This window comes from Microbacterium sp. IEGM 1404 (assembly GCF_030056775.1).
Lineage (GTDB): Bacteria > Actinomycetota > Actinomycetes > Actinomycetales > Microbacteriaceae > Microbacterium.
In genome coordinates, this window is sequence record NZ_JASHKP010000002.1 from 352,493 (window position 1) to 367,824 (window position 15,332).

General features: G+C 71.9%; 17 protein-coding genes. 9 read left to right on the forward strand and 8 right to left on the reverse strand.

Translation table 11 applies throughout. From position 1 onward, the window contains the following. The 5 genes from QM517_RS07390 to QM517_RS07410 form a co-directional block, all read right to left on the reverse strand. Positions 1-750 (reverse strand): cytochrome c biogenesis CcdA family protein, encoded by a 750-nt coding sequence (locus QM517_RS07390; RefSeq protein ID WP_283286265.1) that lies wholly within the window; start codon positions 748-750, stop codon positions 1-3. Continuing rightward, positions 747-1,340, reverse strand: coding sequence for a TlpA family protein disulfide reductase (locus QM517_RS07395; protein ID WP_077052395.1), 594 nt, complete (start codon positions 1,338-1,340; stop codon positions 747-749). Before QM517_RS07395 ends, QM517_RS07390 begins: the two co-directional genes overlap by 4 nt. After that, positions 1,340-1,984, reverse strand: a complete 645-nt coding sequence (locus tag QM517_RS07400; RefSeq protein WP_077052396.1) for a histidine phosphatase family protein — start codon at positions 1,982-1,984, stop codon at positions 1,340-1,342. Before QM517_RS07400 ends, QM517_RS07395 begins: the two co-directional genes overlap by 1 nt. Before the next feature lie 84 nt (positions 1,985-2,068). Then, positions 2,069-2,755, reverse strand: coding sequence for a DedA family protein (locus tag QM517_RS07405; protein ID WP_077052397.1), 687 nt, complete (start codon positions 2,753-2,755; stop codon positions 2,069-2,071). Positions 2,756-2,846: 91 nt separating this feature from the next. Next, positions 2,847-3,239, reverse strand: a complete 393-nt coding sequence (locus QM517_RS07410; protein ID WP_278102560.1) for a hypothetical protein — start codon at positions 3,237-3,239, stop codon at positions 2,847-2,849. A gap of 67 nt (positions 3,240-3,306) precedes the next feature. Here QM517_RS07410 and QM517_RS07415 point away from each other — a divergent pair, with 67 nt between their 5' ends. Genes QM517_RS07415 through QM517_RS07430 form a run of 4 tightly spaced genes read left to right on the forward strand, consistent with a single transcriptional unit; the run spans position 3,307 to position 7,955 of the window. Further along, positions 3,307-4,050, forward strand: a complete 744-nt coding sequence (locus tag QM517_RS07415; RefSeq protein ID WP_283286269.1) for a hypothetical protein — start codon at positions 3,307-3,309, stop codon at positions 4,048-4,050. Further along, positions 4,047-5,303: an adenosylhomocysteinase gene (locus tag QM517_RS07420; RefSeq protein WP_283286271.1), complete on the forward strand. Its 1,257-nt coding sequence runs from the start codon at positions 4,047-4,049 to the stop codon at positions 5,301-5,303. Before QM517_RS07415 ends, QM517_RS07420 begins: the two co-directional genes overlap by 4 nt. Continuing rightward, positions 5,300-6,595, forward strand: coding sequence for an amidohydrolase family protein (locus QM517_RS07425; RefSeq protein ID WP_283286274.1), 1,296 nt, complete (start codon positions 5,300-5,302; stop codon positions 6,593-6,595). Before QM517_RS07420 ends, QM517_RS07425 begins: the two co-directional genes overlap by 4 nt. Further along, positions 6,588-7,955 (forward strand): NtaA/DmoA family FMN-dependent monooxygenase, encoded by a 1,368-nt coding sequence (locus QM517_RS07430; RefSeq protein ID WP_283286276.1) that lies wholly within the window; start codon positions 6,588-6,590, stop codon positions 7,953-7,955. Before QM517_RS07425 ends, QM517_RS07430 begins: the two co-directional genes overlap by 8 nt. A gap of 16 nt (positions 7,956-7,971) precedes the next feature. On the opposite strand, the gene QM517_RS07435 is transcribed toward QM517_RS07430, so the two are convergent. Continuing rightward, complete coding sequence (locus QM517_RS07435) at positions 7,972-8,964, reverse strand: nucleoside hydrolase (RefSeq protein ID WP_283286278.1); 993 nt, start codon at positions 8,962-8,964, stop codon at positions 7,972-7,974. Between the two features lie 181 nt (positions 8,965-9,145). Between QM517_RS07435 and QM517_RS07440 the strand changes: the two genes are divergently transcribed. From QM517_RS07440 to QM517_RS07460, 5 genes are all read left to right on the forward strand, one after another. After that, positions 9,146-10,384: a sugar ABC transporter substrate-binding protein gene (locus QM517_RS07440; RefSeq protein ID WP_278102566.1), complete on the forward strand. Its 1,239-nt coding sequence runs from the start codon at positions 9,146-9,148 to the stop codon at positions 10,382-10,384. After that, positions 10,381-11,328, forward strand: a complete 948-nt coding sequence (locus QM517_RS07445; protein WP_283286280.1) for a carbohydrate ABC transporter permease — start codon at positions 10,381-10,383, stop codon at positions 11,326-11,328. The genes QM517_RS07440 and QM517_RS07445 overlap by 4 nt, the downstream gene beginning before the upstream one ends. Then, the gene (locus QM517_RS07450; RefSeq protein ID WP_077052403.1) at positions 11,325-12,206 is read left to right on the forward strand and encodes a carbohydrate ABC transporter permease; all 882 of its coding nucleotides are present in this window, start codon (positions 11,325-11,327) and stop codon (positions 12,204-12,206) included. Before QM517_RS07445 ends, QM517_RS07450 begins: the two co-directional genes overlap by 4 nt. A gap of 39 nt (positions 12,207-12,245) precedes the next feature. Beyond that, positions 12,246-13,586, forward strand: a complete 1,341-nt coding sequence (aspS, locus tag QM517_RS07455) for an aspartate--tRNA(Asn) ligase (RefSeq protein WP_160897444.1) — start codon at positions 12,246-12,248, stop codon at positions 13,584-13,586. Positions 13,587-13,658: 72 nt separating this feature from the next. Further along, entirely contained in the window at positions 13,659-14,714 is a 1,056-nt protein-coding gene (locus QM517_RS07460; protein WP_283286283.1) for an ATP-binding cassette domain-containing protein, read from the forward strand. Positions 14,715-14,723: 9 nt separating this feature from the next. On the opposite strand, the gene QM517_RS07465 is transcribed toward QM517_RS07460, so the two are convergent. Both QM517_RS07465 and QM517_RS07470 read right to left on the reverse strand, forming a co-directional pair. Beyond that, positions 14,724-15,026, reverse strand: coding sequence for a Dabb family protein (locus QM517_RS07465; protein WP_077052406.1), 303 nt, complete (start codon positions 15,024-15,026; stop codon positions 14,724-14,726). Next, positions 15,023-15,301 carry a glutaredoxin family protein gene (locus QM517_RS07470; RefSeq protein ID WP_083735193.1) on the reverse strand — a complete coding sequence of 93 codons (279 nt, stop codon included), beginning with the start codon at positions 15,299-15,301 and terminating at the stop codon, positions 15,023-15,025. The genes QM517_RS07465 and QM517_RS07470 overlap by 4 nt, the downstream gene beginning before the upstream one ends. Positions 15,302-15,332 lie beyond the last annotated feature (31 nt).

The window sequence follows — 15,332 nt, forward strand, 5'->3', positions numbered from 1 at the left end:
TCAGAGCGGGAGTTGGACACCCTGCATCACCCCCTGCAGCGTCGACATCCACGTGCCCCAGAGGCCGGTCACCATCAGCAGGCCGAGCACGATCAGCAGGGCGCCGCCGATGAGGTTCACGAGCCGGATGTGGCGGCGCACGAACGCCACCGAACGGGTCGCCCACCCGAACCCGAGGGCCAGGAGCAGGAACGGGATGCCGAGGCCCAGCGAGTACGCGAGGCCCAGGAGGGCGGCGCGGCCGGGGTCGCCCAGGTTGTACGACACCGAGAGGATCGCCGCCAGGGTCGGGCCGATGCACGGGGTCCAGCCGACCCCGAGCGCGATGCCCAGCAGCGGGGCGCCGATGAGGCCGAGGTTGCCGCGGGCCTGCAGACGCACCGAGCGCTGGGCGAGGCCGAACAGCCCGACGAACACCAGACCCAGGAGGATGATGACGACGCCCATCACGCGGGTGATCACGTCGGCGTACCGCAGGAAGAACATCCCCACGGTGCCGCTGAAGACGTTGACGGCCATGAACACCAGCGTGAATCCGGCGATGAACAGCAGCGTGCCGAACACCAGCCGGGACCGGGCCGGCGCGGATGCCGATCCCCCGCGCGGCGAGACGGCGCCGCCGATGTAGCCGAGGTAGCCCGGGACGAGCGGCAGCACGCACGGGGAGAGGAACGAGATCAGCCCCGCGGCCAGGGCGATGGGGATCGCGAGCCAGAGCGCGCCGTCGAAGACGAGGGCGCCCGGGTTCACGTGGTCTCCGCGAGGACCGTGCGCACCATCGCCTCGAGGATGGATGCCTCGGGCAGCTCGCCGATGATGCGCGCGGCGACGCGACCCTGCCGGTCGAGGACCAGGGTCGTGGGGGTGGCGTTGATGGGTGTCTTGTCGGCGAACGCCAACTTCAGTTCGGCGTCGCTCACCGCCATCAGGCTCGAGTACGACACCCCGTTGTCACGCGCGAAGGACAGCGCGGTCGCGGGCTGGTCGTACGTGTTGACGCCGAGGAACGAGACGTCCTGGCCCTCGAACGTCTGGTAGGCCTGCTCGAGGCGCGGCGCTTCGATGATGCACGGGCCGCAGGTGGCGTACCAGAAGTTCACGACGAGCACCTTGCCGGCGTAGTCGGCGCTGGAGGCGGTGGAGCCGTTGTCGAGCGTGCCGGAGAAGTCCACGGGTTCGCCGCGGTTCTCGGGGGCGAGCTCCTGCGTCTGGAACCCGTTGGCGGCGATGTAGCCCTTGTTGTCGCCAGCGCGGTACTGCTCGGCGAGCGGGTCGGCGCTGCACGAGGCGAGGCCCGCGACCAGCGCGAGGGCGGCGGCGGCGGAGAGGATTCGGCGCATCACACGGCTCCTACGTCGACGGCTCCGGCCGTCGCGGCCGGCTCGGCGTACGCCACCTCGACCCAGCGCGAGGAGCCGGCGGCGCCGTCTCGCCGCTCGAAGCTCGTGACGCTCGACAACGCGCAGCGGCGCTTGCGGGGGTCGTGGCGGGTGGGCTGCTGGGAGAGCGCGAGGTGCGTCACCCAGATGGGGAGCTGGTGGGAGACGACGACGACGTCGCCCGAGGGCACGCGGTCCCAGGCGTCGGCCATCGCCTCGGTCATGCGCGCGACGATGCGCTCGTACGGCTCGCCCCAGCTGGGCACCGCCGGGCGGGAGAGGTGCCGCCAGTTCAGCGGGTTGGCCAGGGCCTTCTTCATCCGTCGGCCCTCGAACACGTTCGTCGGTTCGATGACGCGATCGTCGATGAACGGCTCGATGCCGAAGAGTCCGACGAAGGGTTCGGCCGACTCGCGCGTGCGCTGCAGCGGCGAGACGACGAGGGCGCCGATCGGGCGCTCGAGCGCGTGCACGTACTCGGCGGCCTGCCGTGCCATGCGACGGCCGTCGACGCTCAACCCGAATCCGGGGAGCCGACCGTACAGCACGCGGCGGGGGTTGTGGACTTCCCCGTGGCGCACGAGATGGAGGCGGTCTGCGGGCACGGACTCCAGTCTACGGTCGGGTCTTGTGGGCCCGCTGAGCGAGGAGCGCCGTTGGTTCGACGGCGACCTATCCGCCCGCCCCGGTCACGCGTCGCGGCGCGCGGCGAGCAACGAGCGCACGCGCGCATAGAAGAACCACGCGACCCCCACCGTGACTCCGACGATGACGACGTACTTCAGGACGTCGGCGTACTGCTCGATGACGTGCCAGTTCTCGCCGAGCAGGTACCCGGCCAGCACGAAGATCGTGTTCCAGATGAGGCTGCCGGCGGCGGTGAGCAGGCCGAAGCGCCACAGCGGCATCTTCGCGACGCCGGCGGGGATGGAGATGAGGCTGCGGAAGATCGGCACCATCCGGCCGAAGAACACGGCCTTGCCCCCGTGCCGCTCGAACCACGCGACGGTGCGGTCGACGTCCTCGGGGTGCAGCAGGGGGACCTTCGCCGCGATCGCGCGGAGCCGGGCGGCTCCGAGCCAGCGTCCGAGTCCATACAGAGCGAACGCGCCCACGACCGAGCCGAGAGTGGTCCACAGCAGTGCTTCGAACAGCGTGAACGAGCCGCGGCTGGCGGTGAGTCCGGCCATCGGGAGCACGACCTCGCTCGGGAGCGGCGGGAAGAGGTTCTCCAGCGCGATCGCGAGGCCGGCGCCGATGGGGCCGATGATCTCCATCAGCGAGACGGTCCAGTCGGCGAGCGACGTCAGCCAGGACTCGTCGCCCGAGGAGGAGTCCGCGGACGCGCCGCGCAGGGTCAGGGTGCTGTCGGTCATCGGGTGCCTTCGCGCTCGGTGATCGGCCGCCCGTCCGGACGCCCGCACGAAGCCTACGGCCGCAGGCTCGGCAGCACCTGTGAGGAGGAGGTCAGGATGCCGAGACCCCGGCGCCGACGATCGCGGCGGCGACGAACCACGTCACGGCCATGAGGGCGATCCCCGTCAGCGGCACCCAGAAGGCGATGCGGTGCCGCACCAGGCGGATGATCGCGACGACCACGGTCAGCAGCAGCACGACCCACGGGGCGAGGACGGCGAACCAGAGGCCGAAGTTCATCACGCCGTAGTCGCACGTCACGGAGCCGCAGGCGTCGGACGCGAACGCGAGGAAGAACCCCGCGTACGAGCAGGCGAGGGCAGCGAGCGGCAGGAGGACGAGCAGCACGACCGTGATGACGAGGTCCCAGCCCCGGCGCGCGGGACGCGGCGGCCGCTCGGGCCGCAGCGTCCGGTACGACTCCGGGGAGAGGGAATACGTCACGGCCACATCCTAGAGATGCGGCGTCATCGATTCGCGTCGGACGGGCGTCGCGCCCTACGTTCGAGCCGTGTCGTCCTCCACGTCCGCCGCCCCCGCCGGGCCCGACGCCGTGTTCCCGATCGCGCGGGGGTTCCTCGACGCGCGTCCGGTCGGGCCCGTCGCGCTCTCCTACGGCGGCCCTCTTCCCGCCGTGCCCGCCGACCTCCGCGCCGATCTCCGCTCGGCCTGGGACCTCGACGTCATCCACGATCCCGCGGCGCCCGACCCGCTCGCCTCGCGGGCGTTCGGCATCCTGTACGGCCACCTGCGGGCCGAGCAGGTCGTGCTGGCACTGTCGGCCCGCACGAACCTGACGCTCGCCGGAGGCACGGTGCGCATCATCGGTGACGGCGCGCCGGCCACCGCGCTGACGACGGTGCTGCGACGTCTGGGGGCCGCCGTCGTGCGCGCGACCGACGATCCGGTCGAACGACTCGCCGCCCGGCTCGACGGCATCCGCGTCGAGGCCGTCGCCGCGCCCGGCTCGACGCCCGTGACGATCCTGACGGGTGTCGGCCACGACGGCCTCACGGCGACCGACGTGCGGGGTCTGGTCGCCGATGCCTCCCCCCGACCGGTGGATGCCGCCGACCTGCCGTCCCCGCGCCCGCACGTGCGCACGACCCCGAACGGATCCCTGGTGGAGATGCCCTCGCCCCTCCCCGTCGAGGGCGAGCGACCCACCTCGGCGCAGCTCCACCTCGTCGACGCCCTGATCGCGGCACTGATCACCGGCGCCGACGACGCCTTCGCCTCGGCGGTGACCCCGTGAGCGGCCGGATCGCCGACCCGGGGCTGTGGCGGGCCGGGCACGACCGGATCGAGTGGGCCCGCGCCCACATGCCCGTGACGACGGCGCTCGCCGCCCGGCTCGCCCGCGACGGCACCGTCGCCGGGGTCCGCATCGGCGTCTCGGACGTGCTCGAGCCCAAGACCGCGACGATCGCGCTCGCGCTGGCCGAGGCCGGGGCCGACGTGACCGTCACCTCCGCCGGTCGCAACACCGACGACGCGGTGGCTGCGGCGCTGGCCCACGCCGGCATCCCGACCTACGCCCGCGCCGACGCCGACCGCACCGAGGACCGGGCCAACGCCCTGGCGCTCCTCGGGCACCGTCCGCACGTGATCGTCGACGACGGCGCCTCGACGATCCGCCTCGCCCACCTCGAGCGCCCCGACGTCGTCGCGGAGATGCGCGGGGCGACCGAGCAGACGACCTCGGGGGTACGGCCGCTGCGGCGCATGGAGGCCGAGGGCGCGCTGCGCATCCCTGTCGTGGCCGCCAACGACGCCCGGTCGAAGTCGCTGTTCGACAACATGCACGGCACCGGGCAGTCGGTCGTGTTCGCCGTCGCCGACGTGGCGGACCGCTCCTTCCGCGGCGCGACCGTCGCCGTCGTCGGGTTCGGACGCGTCGGCACCGGTATCGCGCAGCACGCCGCCGCGCTCGGCGCGCGGGTGGTCGTGACCGAGACCGATCCGGTCGCCGCGCTCCAGGCGGCCTTCGCCGGGTTCGAGGTGCGCACCCTGGCGGAGGCGGTGCGGTTCGCCGACATCGTCATCTCGGCCACCGGCATCCGTCACACGATCGACGTCCCGCACCTCGATGCGCTCCGCGACGGAGCGGTCGTCGCGGTCGGCGGCGGCGTGGGCCAGGAGATCGCCCTGGATGCCGCTCGCGCGGCGGGGGCCGTCGAGATCGCGCGCACGGGAGCCGTCTCGATCCTCCGGATGCCGAGCGGTGCCGAGGTCCACGTCCTCGACGACGGGAACTGCCTCAACGTCAGCGCCGCCGAAGGCAACCCGGTGGAGATCATGGACCTCTCCTTCGGTGTCCAGCTCGCCTCCGTCGCCCATGTGCTCTCGACCCCCGACCTCGCCCCGGGGGTGCACGACCTGCCCCGGGCCGCCGACGACGAGGTCGCCGCCATCGCCCTCTCCTCGTTCGGCGGCACGTTGGACGCGCCGTCCGCGGCGCAGCAGGCGTTCCTCGCGACGTGGAATCCCGAGGAGGGCGAGGAGTGACCGTCGTCGTCCACCGCGCCCCGGTCGTCCTCTCCCCCGGCTCCCCGCCGCTGACGGACGGAGCCGTCACGATCGCGGACGGTCGCATCCGAGACGTCGGTCCCGCCGACGAGGTGCTCGCCGCCGCCGGCCCCGACGCCGAGCTGCACGAGTGGGACGGCGCGCTGACCCCCGGTCTCGTCAACGCCCACACGCACCTGCAGTACAGCGACATGGCGGCCGTCGGCCTCGCCGAGCACACCGGCTTCGAGGCGTGGATGAGCGCCTTCATGGAGCTCTACCCTGTCCCCCGCGACTGGGGCGCGTCGGCCGCGGCCGGCGCCGCCCTGGCCCTGCGCTCCGGCACGACGGCCGTCGCCGAGATCGTCACCGATGCCGCCGCCGGTTCCGCCGTGCACGACGCGGGGCTCCACGGCATCGCGTTCTGGGAGGTGCTCGGCTGGACCGAGCGCGCGTGGGCCGAGAACGGCGAGCGCACGGTGCGCGCCGAGCTCGCGGCCCTCCCCACCCCGCCGGCGACGGGTCTGTCGCCCCACGCGATCTACTCGCTCGACACGGCAGTGCTGCGCGATCTCTCGCGCCTCGCCCGAACGCTCGGTGTGCGCCAGCACATCCATGCGGCGGAATCGGCGTGGGAGGACGCGTACGTGCGCTCCGGGACGGGCGATCTCGCCGAGCGGTGGCGGGCCAACGGACGCGGCGAGTTCGCCCTGCTCCGCGACGGCGGCGTCGGCACGGGTGTCATCCGGTACCTCGACGACCTCGGCGCCCTGACCCCGACGACGCATCTCGCGCACGGGATCTACGTGGATGCCGACGACCGGGCGCTCCTGCGCGCCCGCGGCGTCGGCGTGGCGCTGTGCCCCCGCTCGAACGCCGTGATCGGCCTGGACCCGCCCCCGGTGGCCGCGTACCTGCGCGAGGGCAACGCCATCGCCGTCGGCACGGACTCGCTGTCGTCGTCGCCGAGCCTCTCCCCGTGGCAGGACGTCGCCGCGCTCGCGGACATCGCCCGCGCCCAGGGGTACGCCGATGACGACCTCCACGCGCGCCTGTTCGCGGCCGCGACGACGGGAGGCGCGCGCGCCCTCGGACTGGATGCCGACACCGGCGTCCTCCGGGCGGGGGCCCGCGCCGACCTCGCCGTCTTCCCGGTCGCCTCTGCCACGCCGCGCGACGCCCTCGCCGAGCTCGTCGAGGACGGCCCCGCCGAGGCATCCCTCACCGTCGTCGGCGGCCGCGTCCGCTGGGCGACCACCGCCGATCACGAACGGACCACCGCCCATGTCTGACCCCCGCCCGCTGCTGTTCGGCCTCTACGAACAGGCCTGCGTCGGCAACGGCTCCTCGGCCGCGAGCCTGTGGACCCACCCCGCCGACGACCGGTTGTCGGCGACGTCGCTGCGCTACTGGACCGACCAGGCGCGGCGCGTCGAGGACGCCGGCATGGACCTGTTCTTCTTCGGCGACGTGCTCGGGCTGTACGACACGTACCGGGGCGGGGCCGAGACCGCGATCCGTCACGGCGTGGAGATCCCGGCGCTCGACCCGATGCTGCACATCCCGGCGCTCGCCGCGGTCACCGACCGCATCGCGTTCGGGACGACGGTGTCGACGACGTACGAGCACCCGTTCGCGCATGCCCGCCGCTTCTCCACTCTCGACCACCTCACCGGCGGGCGGATCGGCTGGAACGTCGTGACGTCGTACCTGCCGGGAGCCGCGGCGAACTTCGGTCTGGACGTCATGGCCCACGACAGCCGCTACGACCGCGCCGACGAGTTCCTCGAGGTCGCGTACGCGCTGTGGGAGTGCAGCTGGGACGACGACGCCTTCGTCGGCGACAAGGCGTCCGGGGTCTTCGCCGACCCCGCCAAGGTGCACCGCATCGACCACGTCGGCGAGCACTTCCGGGTCGCGGGTCCTCACCTCGTGACCCCGTCGCCCCAACGCACCCCCGTGGTCATCCAGGCCGGATGGTCGCCGCGCGGCCGCGAGTTCGCCGCCCGGCACGCCGAGCTGATCTTCGTGGGCGACTCCGATCCGGTCGCGGTGCGCGAGGGGCTGGCCGGCATCCGCCGTCGGGCGGAGGAGCTGGGGCGGGATGCCTCCCAGATCCGCGCCGTGGTGGGCATGAACCTCGTGGTCGCCCCGACCGCGGTCGCGGTGCAGGAGAAGATCGACTCGCTGCAGGCGCACTACGCGGCGGAGGCGCAACTGGCGGCCTACGCCGGGTGGGGCGGGATCGATTTCTCGCAGTACGCCGACGACGAGCCGCTCGTCAAGCGCAGCACGAACGCGACGCAGACCAAGGAGACGCGCAGCGACGCGCCCGTGCTCACCGCCGGAGACGTGCGCCGCCAGTTCTCGAAAGTGACCGCGTTCGCGGACGACCGCTTCCTCGGCACGCCCGACACGGTCGCCGACTCCATCGGGGCCTTCGTCGAGGAGTCGGGGGTCGACGGCTTCCTGCTGCACCCGTTCCTGTCGCCCGGATCCGTCGAGGACTTCGCCGAGCTCCTCGTCCCGGCGTTGCGCGAGCGGGGGCTGTACGGCGGCTTCCCGCAGGACGGCACGTTCCGGTCGCGGCTGCGCACCGACCGCCGCGACCGCCTCGGCGACGACCACCCCGCGCGCTCCGGCGCGCGGTGAGCCGGCGGCGCCGCGGTCAGTCGCGCGGCGCCGGTCCGGTCGAGAGCGCGTGGACGAACCGGCGGAGGAACTCCGTCTTGTCGAACGCCGTCACCGCGCGGACGGTCGGGCCCTCCGGCGTCCCCCACACCAGCGGCAGTCCGTCGTGCGTGAGCGCGATGCGGGTCGCGAGGGAGTCGGCGTACGGCGTGTAGTCCACCGGCCCCTCGATCCAGCTGGTGACGATCTCCGGGCGGTGCAGGATGACGGTCGCGAGGCCGTCGTGGGCGGACGAGATCCGACGCCCCCACTTGTACTGGTAGAAGTCGTTGTACGCGTCGAGCACCTCGCCGGCGAACGTCGCCCACGGGGTCCCGACCCCGCGCAGCACGGCGAGCACGTGCTCGTCGAGGATCGCCGTCGCCGTGACGTTCACTCCCACCATGACGACGTTGCCGGAGTTGCGCGCCCCGAACACGATCTCGGCGGCGCGACGGTCGTTGGCGGTGTTGGCATCCGTCAGGGTCGCACCACCCGGGGCCGGGTACGGACCCGCCCCGCCCATGATGACCACCGATCGGAACTTCAGGAACAGGTCGGGGTCGCGCTTGAGCGCGCGGGCGATGTTGGTGAGGGGCCCCAGGGGGTGCAGGTCCACCTCGCCGGGGTGCTCCGCGGCGATGCGCACGATGGCATCCACCGCGCTCTCGTCCTCGACGCGCAGCTCGGCGCGCTCGAAGCGGTCGCCGAGGCCGTCGGTGCCGTGGACGAAGTCGGCGATGGACGCCTCGCCCTCGATGGGGGCCGCCTCCCCCAGGTGCACCGGGATGTCCTCGCGCCCCGCGAGCCGCAGCACGGTGCGGACGTTGCGCGCCGAGTCCTCCACCGGCGTGTTGCCGTAGATCGTCGTGATGGCCTCGATCTCGACGTCGGGCTGGGCCAGCAGGTACATGAGGGAGTGCGCGTCGTCGAGGCCGGTGTCGGTGTCCACGAGGACGCGGCGGACGACGGAAGGAGAAGCGGATGCCATGCACTCACCCTGCCCGGTCGCTCCCGCCGACACGGCGCGGTGTTACATCGCGTGACGCGTTCGTTCCCTGTTCGTCACGAGAAGCCCCCAGAGTGAGGGATGACACGGGCGGCCCCGACCCGTGTCCCTCACAGCACAGGTCGATCGGCGCCGTCGGCGTCATCGGGAACGGACACACCCCATGGCATCCACGTCTCAGCGACTGCGGCGCGTCGCACTTCCCGCGGCCGGTCTCACCGCCGCCCTCGCCCTCACCGCCTGCGCCGGCGGTCAGGCCGCCCCCGCTCCGACCGACGGGTTTGACGGCGTCAGCCTGACCGTCTGGAACAACATCGACTTCGAGCCCTACCAGGGCCTGCAGAAGCAGTACTTCGAGGCGTGCGCCGCCGACCTCGGCATCACGGTCGACGTGCAGACCCAGTCCGGCGACTACACCACGAAGCTGCTGCAGGCCGCCGGCGCCAAGGCCCTGCCCGACGTGGCCCTCCTCTCCACCGACACGCAGCTGCCGCAGCTGGCCGCCCAGGGCGTGCTCGCCGACCTCAGCTCGTACGACGTGAGCACGGACGGTCTCGCCGACAGCGCCGCCGACCTCGGCCGCTACGACGGCACGCTCTACGGTCTGCCCGTGCAGGTCGAGGACTACGCCATCTTCTACAACAAGGCCGCCTTCGCCGCCGCCGGAGTGTCCGAGACCGCGCCGAAGACCTTCGACGACCTCGTGAAGCTCGCAGCGTCGTTGACCACGGCCGACCAGAAGGGCATCGTCCTCCCCGGCATCGGCGGCGACGGCTCTACCCCCGTGTACTTCCTGCCGTTCCTCCTCTCCGCCGGCGGCGACCCCGCCGACCCGACCGGCACCGGTGCCGTCGAGGCCGTCGACCTGTACAAAAAGCTCGTCGACAACGGCTCGCTCTCGTCCGAGTTCGTCAACTGGGGCTGGGACTCGATCGACCAGTGGACCTCCGGCAAGACCGCTCTGACGGTGTCGGGCCCCTGGAACCTCGTCGACACCTCGATCCCGTTCGAGTGGGGCACGTTCCCCTTCCCGACCGCCACCTCCGGCGAGTCGCCGAAGGTGAACCTCCTCGGCTACGCCTACGGCGTCGCCGCCAACGCCGATGCGACGAAGGAAGCCGCGGCCGCGGCGCTGGTCAAGTGCCGCGCGTCCGAGGAGAACCAGGTCGACACCGCGGTCCAGGGCGGATACATCCCCGCGCTGAAGAGCGCGCAGGCCACCTTCGTCGAGAAGGTCCCGGCCGCGGCCCCGTTCGTCGACGCCGTCGACGGTGCCTACAACTCCGCGCAGCTCGGCACCGAGTGGAACACGCTGCAGCAGCAGTACGTCGACGCCATCCAGGCGGCGACGGTCGGCGGACAGACGGCACAGGCCGCCCTGGAGCAGGCCAGCGGCAAGTGACGGCGGACACGCTGACGACGACCGGCCGGCCGGGGGCACGCACCCCCGGCCGGTTCCGGCGTTCCCTGGCCGCGCGCCAGCGCGGTGAGCTGTGGGGGTTCCTCACCCCGGCCATCGTGTTCTTCGTCGTCTTCTTCCTGTTCCCCCTCGGGTACGGCGTGTACATGAGCACGACGAACTTCACGACGGGGACGTTCATCACCGGCCGGGCGCCGTTCGTCGGGACGGCGAACTTCGAGGCGATCCTCTCCGAGCCGATCACCTTCCGCGCGCTGGCGAACACCGTTACGATCACCGTGGTCTCGGTCGTCGTCGAGCTCGTCCTGGGGCTTCTCCTCGCGCTGCTCTTCGCCCGGCGCTTCCCCGGCAGCCGGTGGCTGCCCACCCTGATCCTCCTGCCGTGGCTGCTCCCGGCGGTCGTCGTGGCGACCGTCTGGAAGTCGCTCCTCGCCGGCGACGGACCGATCAACGACGTGCTGGGTTCCCTCGGACTTCCCGCCGAGGCGTGGCTGGCGAACCCGGCCACTGCCCTCCCTGCCGTCATCGTGGTCGCCGTGTGGGCGAGCCTGCCCTACTGGGCCACGATCCTGGGCGCTGCCCTGAAGCAGGTGCCGGCCGAACAGCTCGAGGCGGCTCAGCTCGACGGGGCGGGCGCCTGGCGTCGCCTCGTCTCGATCGTGCTGCCGACGATCTGGCCCGTGATCTCGGTGCTCGTCGTCATGAGCGTCGTCTACACGCTCCTCATCGTCGACCTCGTGCTCGTGCTCACGGCCGGCGGGCCCGCCAACAGCACCGTGACCCTCGGCCTGCTGTCCTACCGGCAGGCGTTCCAGCAGTTCCAGTTCGGACTCGGCGGCGCCTACGGGATGCTGCTGCTGGGCATCAGCATCCTGTTCGCGATCGTGTACACCGTGATGTCCATGCGCCAGGAGCGTGACGAATGACCGCGACCCTGCCCGCCGCCCCGGCCCCCGCGACGACCGCCCCGGTCGCCGCTCCCGTCGCCGAGCGTCGCCGCCGCCGCGGCTGGACGTGGACGATCGTCACGATCGTCGTGCTCGCCGTCTACCTCTTCCCCGTCTACTGGATGATCTCGGCGTCGCTGCAGCCCTCCGCCAACTCGGCGGACACCGCCTGGTTCCCGGCCTCCCCCGGACTCGGCGGCTACGAGAAGGCGCTCGACGACGCCGGCATCGGCGGGTTGCGCGTCTCGGTCCTGGTCTCGCTCGGCTCGGTGCTCGTGACGCTGCTCGTGGCCATCCCGGCCGCGTACGCGCTCAGCCGCCTGCGGTCGCGGGCGGTCAGCATCGCCCTCATCCTGCTGCTGCTCGCGCAGATGATCCCGAGCGTCGTCCTGGCCACCTCGTTCTACGCGATGTTCAACTCGTGGGGCCTGCTCAACACGTTCATCGGGCTCATCCTGGCCAACGCCACCGCGGGCGTCCCGTTCGCGGTCATCGTGATGAGGGCCTTCATGCTGCGCCTGGACACCGAGGTGATCGAGGCGGCGACGGTCGACGGACTCGGGCCGATCGGCACGCTGTGGCGGATCGTCGTCCCGCTCTCGCGCAACGCCATCGTCACCGCCGGCGTCTTCGCATTCCTCTTCAGCTGGGGCGATCTGCTGTTCGGCCTGACCCTGGTCAACCGCAACGAGATGTACCCCATGTCGGTGCTGATCCTGGCGCTGGCGAACTCGAACCTCAACACGTGGGCGGCGACGATGGCCGCTTCCCTGATCGCGAGCGTCCCCGCGCTGGTGGTGATCCTCGCGGCTCAGCGCCACGTCAAGGCGGGTCTGAGCGCGGGCGCGGGACGCTGAGCACGGGCGGGCCCGCCCCCGCACGTAGACTGGTTCCTCGTGAGCGAACGCGTCCTGATCCAGCAGTTGAAGTCCCTTCCGGCCGGCCCCGTCTCGGTGTCGGGGTGGGTCGAGACCGTCCGCGATCAGAAGAAGGTCCAGTTCATCGTCCTCCGCGACGAGACCGGCGCCGTCCAGCTGGTCAACCCGGCCACGCGCCCCTCCGAGGAGGCCGGTGAACAGGATGCCGCGGCCCTGGCCCTCACCGAGACGATCGGCGCCCTCGCCAACGGCACGTTCCTGACGGTCCGCGGCGAGCTCAAGCACGACGAGCGCGTCAAGCTCGGCGGCGTCGAGATCAAGATCGGTGAGCTCGAGATCTCCGCTGCCGCCAACCCCGAGACCCCGATCGCCGCCGACAGCGGTCTGGACAAGCGCATGGACTGGCGCTTCCTCGACCTCCGCCAGCGTCGCAACAACCTCATCTTCCGCGTGCAGACCACCCTCGAGCACGCCATGCGCACGTACTGGGTCGAGCGCGACTACATCGAGATCCATTCCCCCAAGCTCATGGCATCCCCCTCGGAGTCCAACGCCGAGCTGTTCGAGGTGCCCTACTTCGAGGACAAGACCGCGTACCTCGCCCAGAGCCCGCAGTTCTTCAAGCAGATGGCGCAGGTCGCCGGCTTCGGCAAGATCTTCGAGATCGCACCCGCGTTCCGCGCCGACCCGTCCTTCACGAGCCGCCACGCGACCGAGTTCACCTCGGTGGATGCGGAGATCAGCTGGATCGACTCGCACGAGGACGTCGCCCGCATGCAGGAGGAGCTCCTGCAGACCGCGTTCCAGGCGGTCAAAGACAAGCACGGCGATGAGATCCAGGAGCTGTTCGGGGTCGAGGTGCAGGTGCCGACCCTGCCGTTCCCGCGCATCCCGCTCGCGGAGGCCCGCGAGATCGTCGCGGCCCGCGGCTACGACATCCCGCGCACCGACGGCGACCTCGACCCCGAGGGCGAGCGCCAGATCGCCGCGCACGTCCGCGAAGCGTTCGGCCACCAGTTCGTCTTCGTGACCGACTACCACCCCGAGATCCGCGCGTTCTACCACATGCGCGACCCCGAGACCGGGCTCACGAAGTCGTACGACCTGCTGTTCAACGGCGTCGAGATCACCACCGGCGCGCAGCGCGAGCACCGCGTCGACGTCCTGGTGGAGCAGGCGAAGGAGAAGGGGCTCGACCCCGAGCACCTCGATTTCTACCTCGACTTCTTCCGCTTCGGCGCCCCGCCGCACGGAGGCTTCGGCATGGGTCTCGCGCGCGTGCTGATGCTCCTGCTCGGCGAGTCGTCGATCCGCGAGGTCACCTTCCTCTTCCGCGGCCCCACGCGCCTGGCTCCCTGAGTTCCCCCGCCCGACGCCCGAGGTTCACTCACCGGGCCGGGCGAGGTCATCCGTGACGCCTAGCGTGTCGTCATGGTCGAAGGCAGCGCCGCGGTGGCCGTCCCCTCGGACGGTTCCTCGGGCGCGGGGTGGAGCGTACGGCTCTCGGGGGTGACCCGCTCACGCGCGGGCGCGCAGGTCCTCGACGGAGTCGACCTCGACCTGCCCGCGGGGGGCATCGTCGCGATCGTCGGCGAGTCCGGCTGCGGCGCGACCACCCTCGCGGGGATCATCGCCGGCCGCGAACGGGCCGACCACGGCGAGGTGCTCATCGACGGGCGGGCACGACCCGATGCGCCGCGACTCGGTGGGGTCTTCGATGACGGCGCTCCGCGCTTCGGGCGGGTACGCGACGCCGTGCTGCCCCGCGGGCGTCATCCCCGCGGTGCCGACGACGAGGTGAGGCGCCTCCTCGCCCTCGTCGGGCTGACCTCCCCGGATGCCGGGATACGGCGCCTGTCGCGGGGCGACCGGCAACGGCTCGCGATCGCGCGGGCGCTGGCCGCCGAGCCCCGAGCCCTCGTCCTCGACGATGCGCTCAGCGCTCTGCACACCGTCGGTCGGGAGCGACTGCGGGACGCTCTGGTCCGCGAGCTCCGCCGCCGCGGAACGACGACCGTCTGGGTCACCCGCGACACCGCCGAAGCCATCGCCGTCGCCGACCGCGTGATCGTCCTCGACCGCGGACGCATCGCCGCCGACGGCACACCCGAGCAGGTCTACGCCCGCGCTGCCGAGCCCGCCGTCGCGGCCGTGCTCGGACCGGTGAGCAGCGTGCCCGGCATCGTCGAGGGATCCGAGGTCGACGTGTGGGGGCAGCATCTCCCCCTGGCCGGGTCCGCGCACGACGGGCACTGCGAAGTGCTGGTCCGCCCCGAGAACGTCGTCCTCGTTGCGCCGGACGCGCCCGGGATGGATGCCGTCGTCGAGGAGAGCAGGTTCCTCGGTCGCGTGCGGCGGTCGCTCGTGCGCACGCTCGACGGCAGCCTCGTCCACGTGGATCACGCCGCCGATGCACGCCTGGACCTTCACGCCCGGGTGCGGATCGCCCTCGCGGCCGTTCCCGTGACGACGCGGCCGCTCAGCTGAAGGCTGGGCTCAGGCGGGGAAATCGATGCCCGCGCGCTCCGTCACCACGGTGCGGACGAACGCCGCCACCTCCTGGTGCGCCGGGTGCACCTGATACCGCTCGAGAGCCTCGACGTCCGCGAACTCGCTGACGAGAGCCACGTCCCAGTTCGTCTGCGGGTAGGCGACGTTCCGCCCCACCTCGAGGTGTTCGATCTCGGCGATCTCGCCGCGGAGCGACAGCAGCCGCTCGGCGATCTGCTCCGCGTGCAGCGCGCGGGTGTCGGCGTCGTCCGCCGCGAGCTTCCACAGGACGATGTGACGGATGCTCACGCGGAGGCTCCTTCGGGGTCGGCCGCGAGAAGCGCGGCACGGAGACGGTCGGCGGACACGCGCCAGTGCGCGTGCAGTTCGCCGTCGATCAGGACGACGGGGATCTTCTCCCACCACCGCTCGTAGAGGGCGGTGTCCTCGGCGATCGACGCCTGCTCGATGACGAGCCGGTCGGCCACCTCGGCCGGAAGCTCGCCCACGACCGTCTCGACGATCTGCTCGGCGACGTCGCAGAGATGACAGTCGGGCTTGCCGATGAGCGTGAGGGTCGTCACCCCACCCATCCTAGGAGGGCGCGACGAGGTG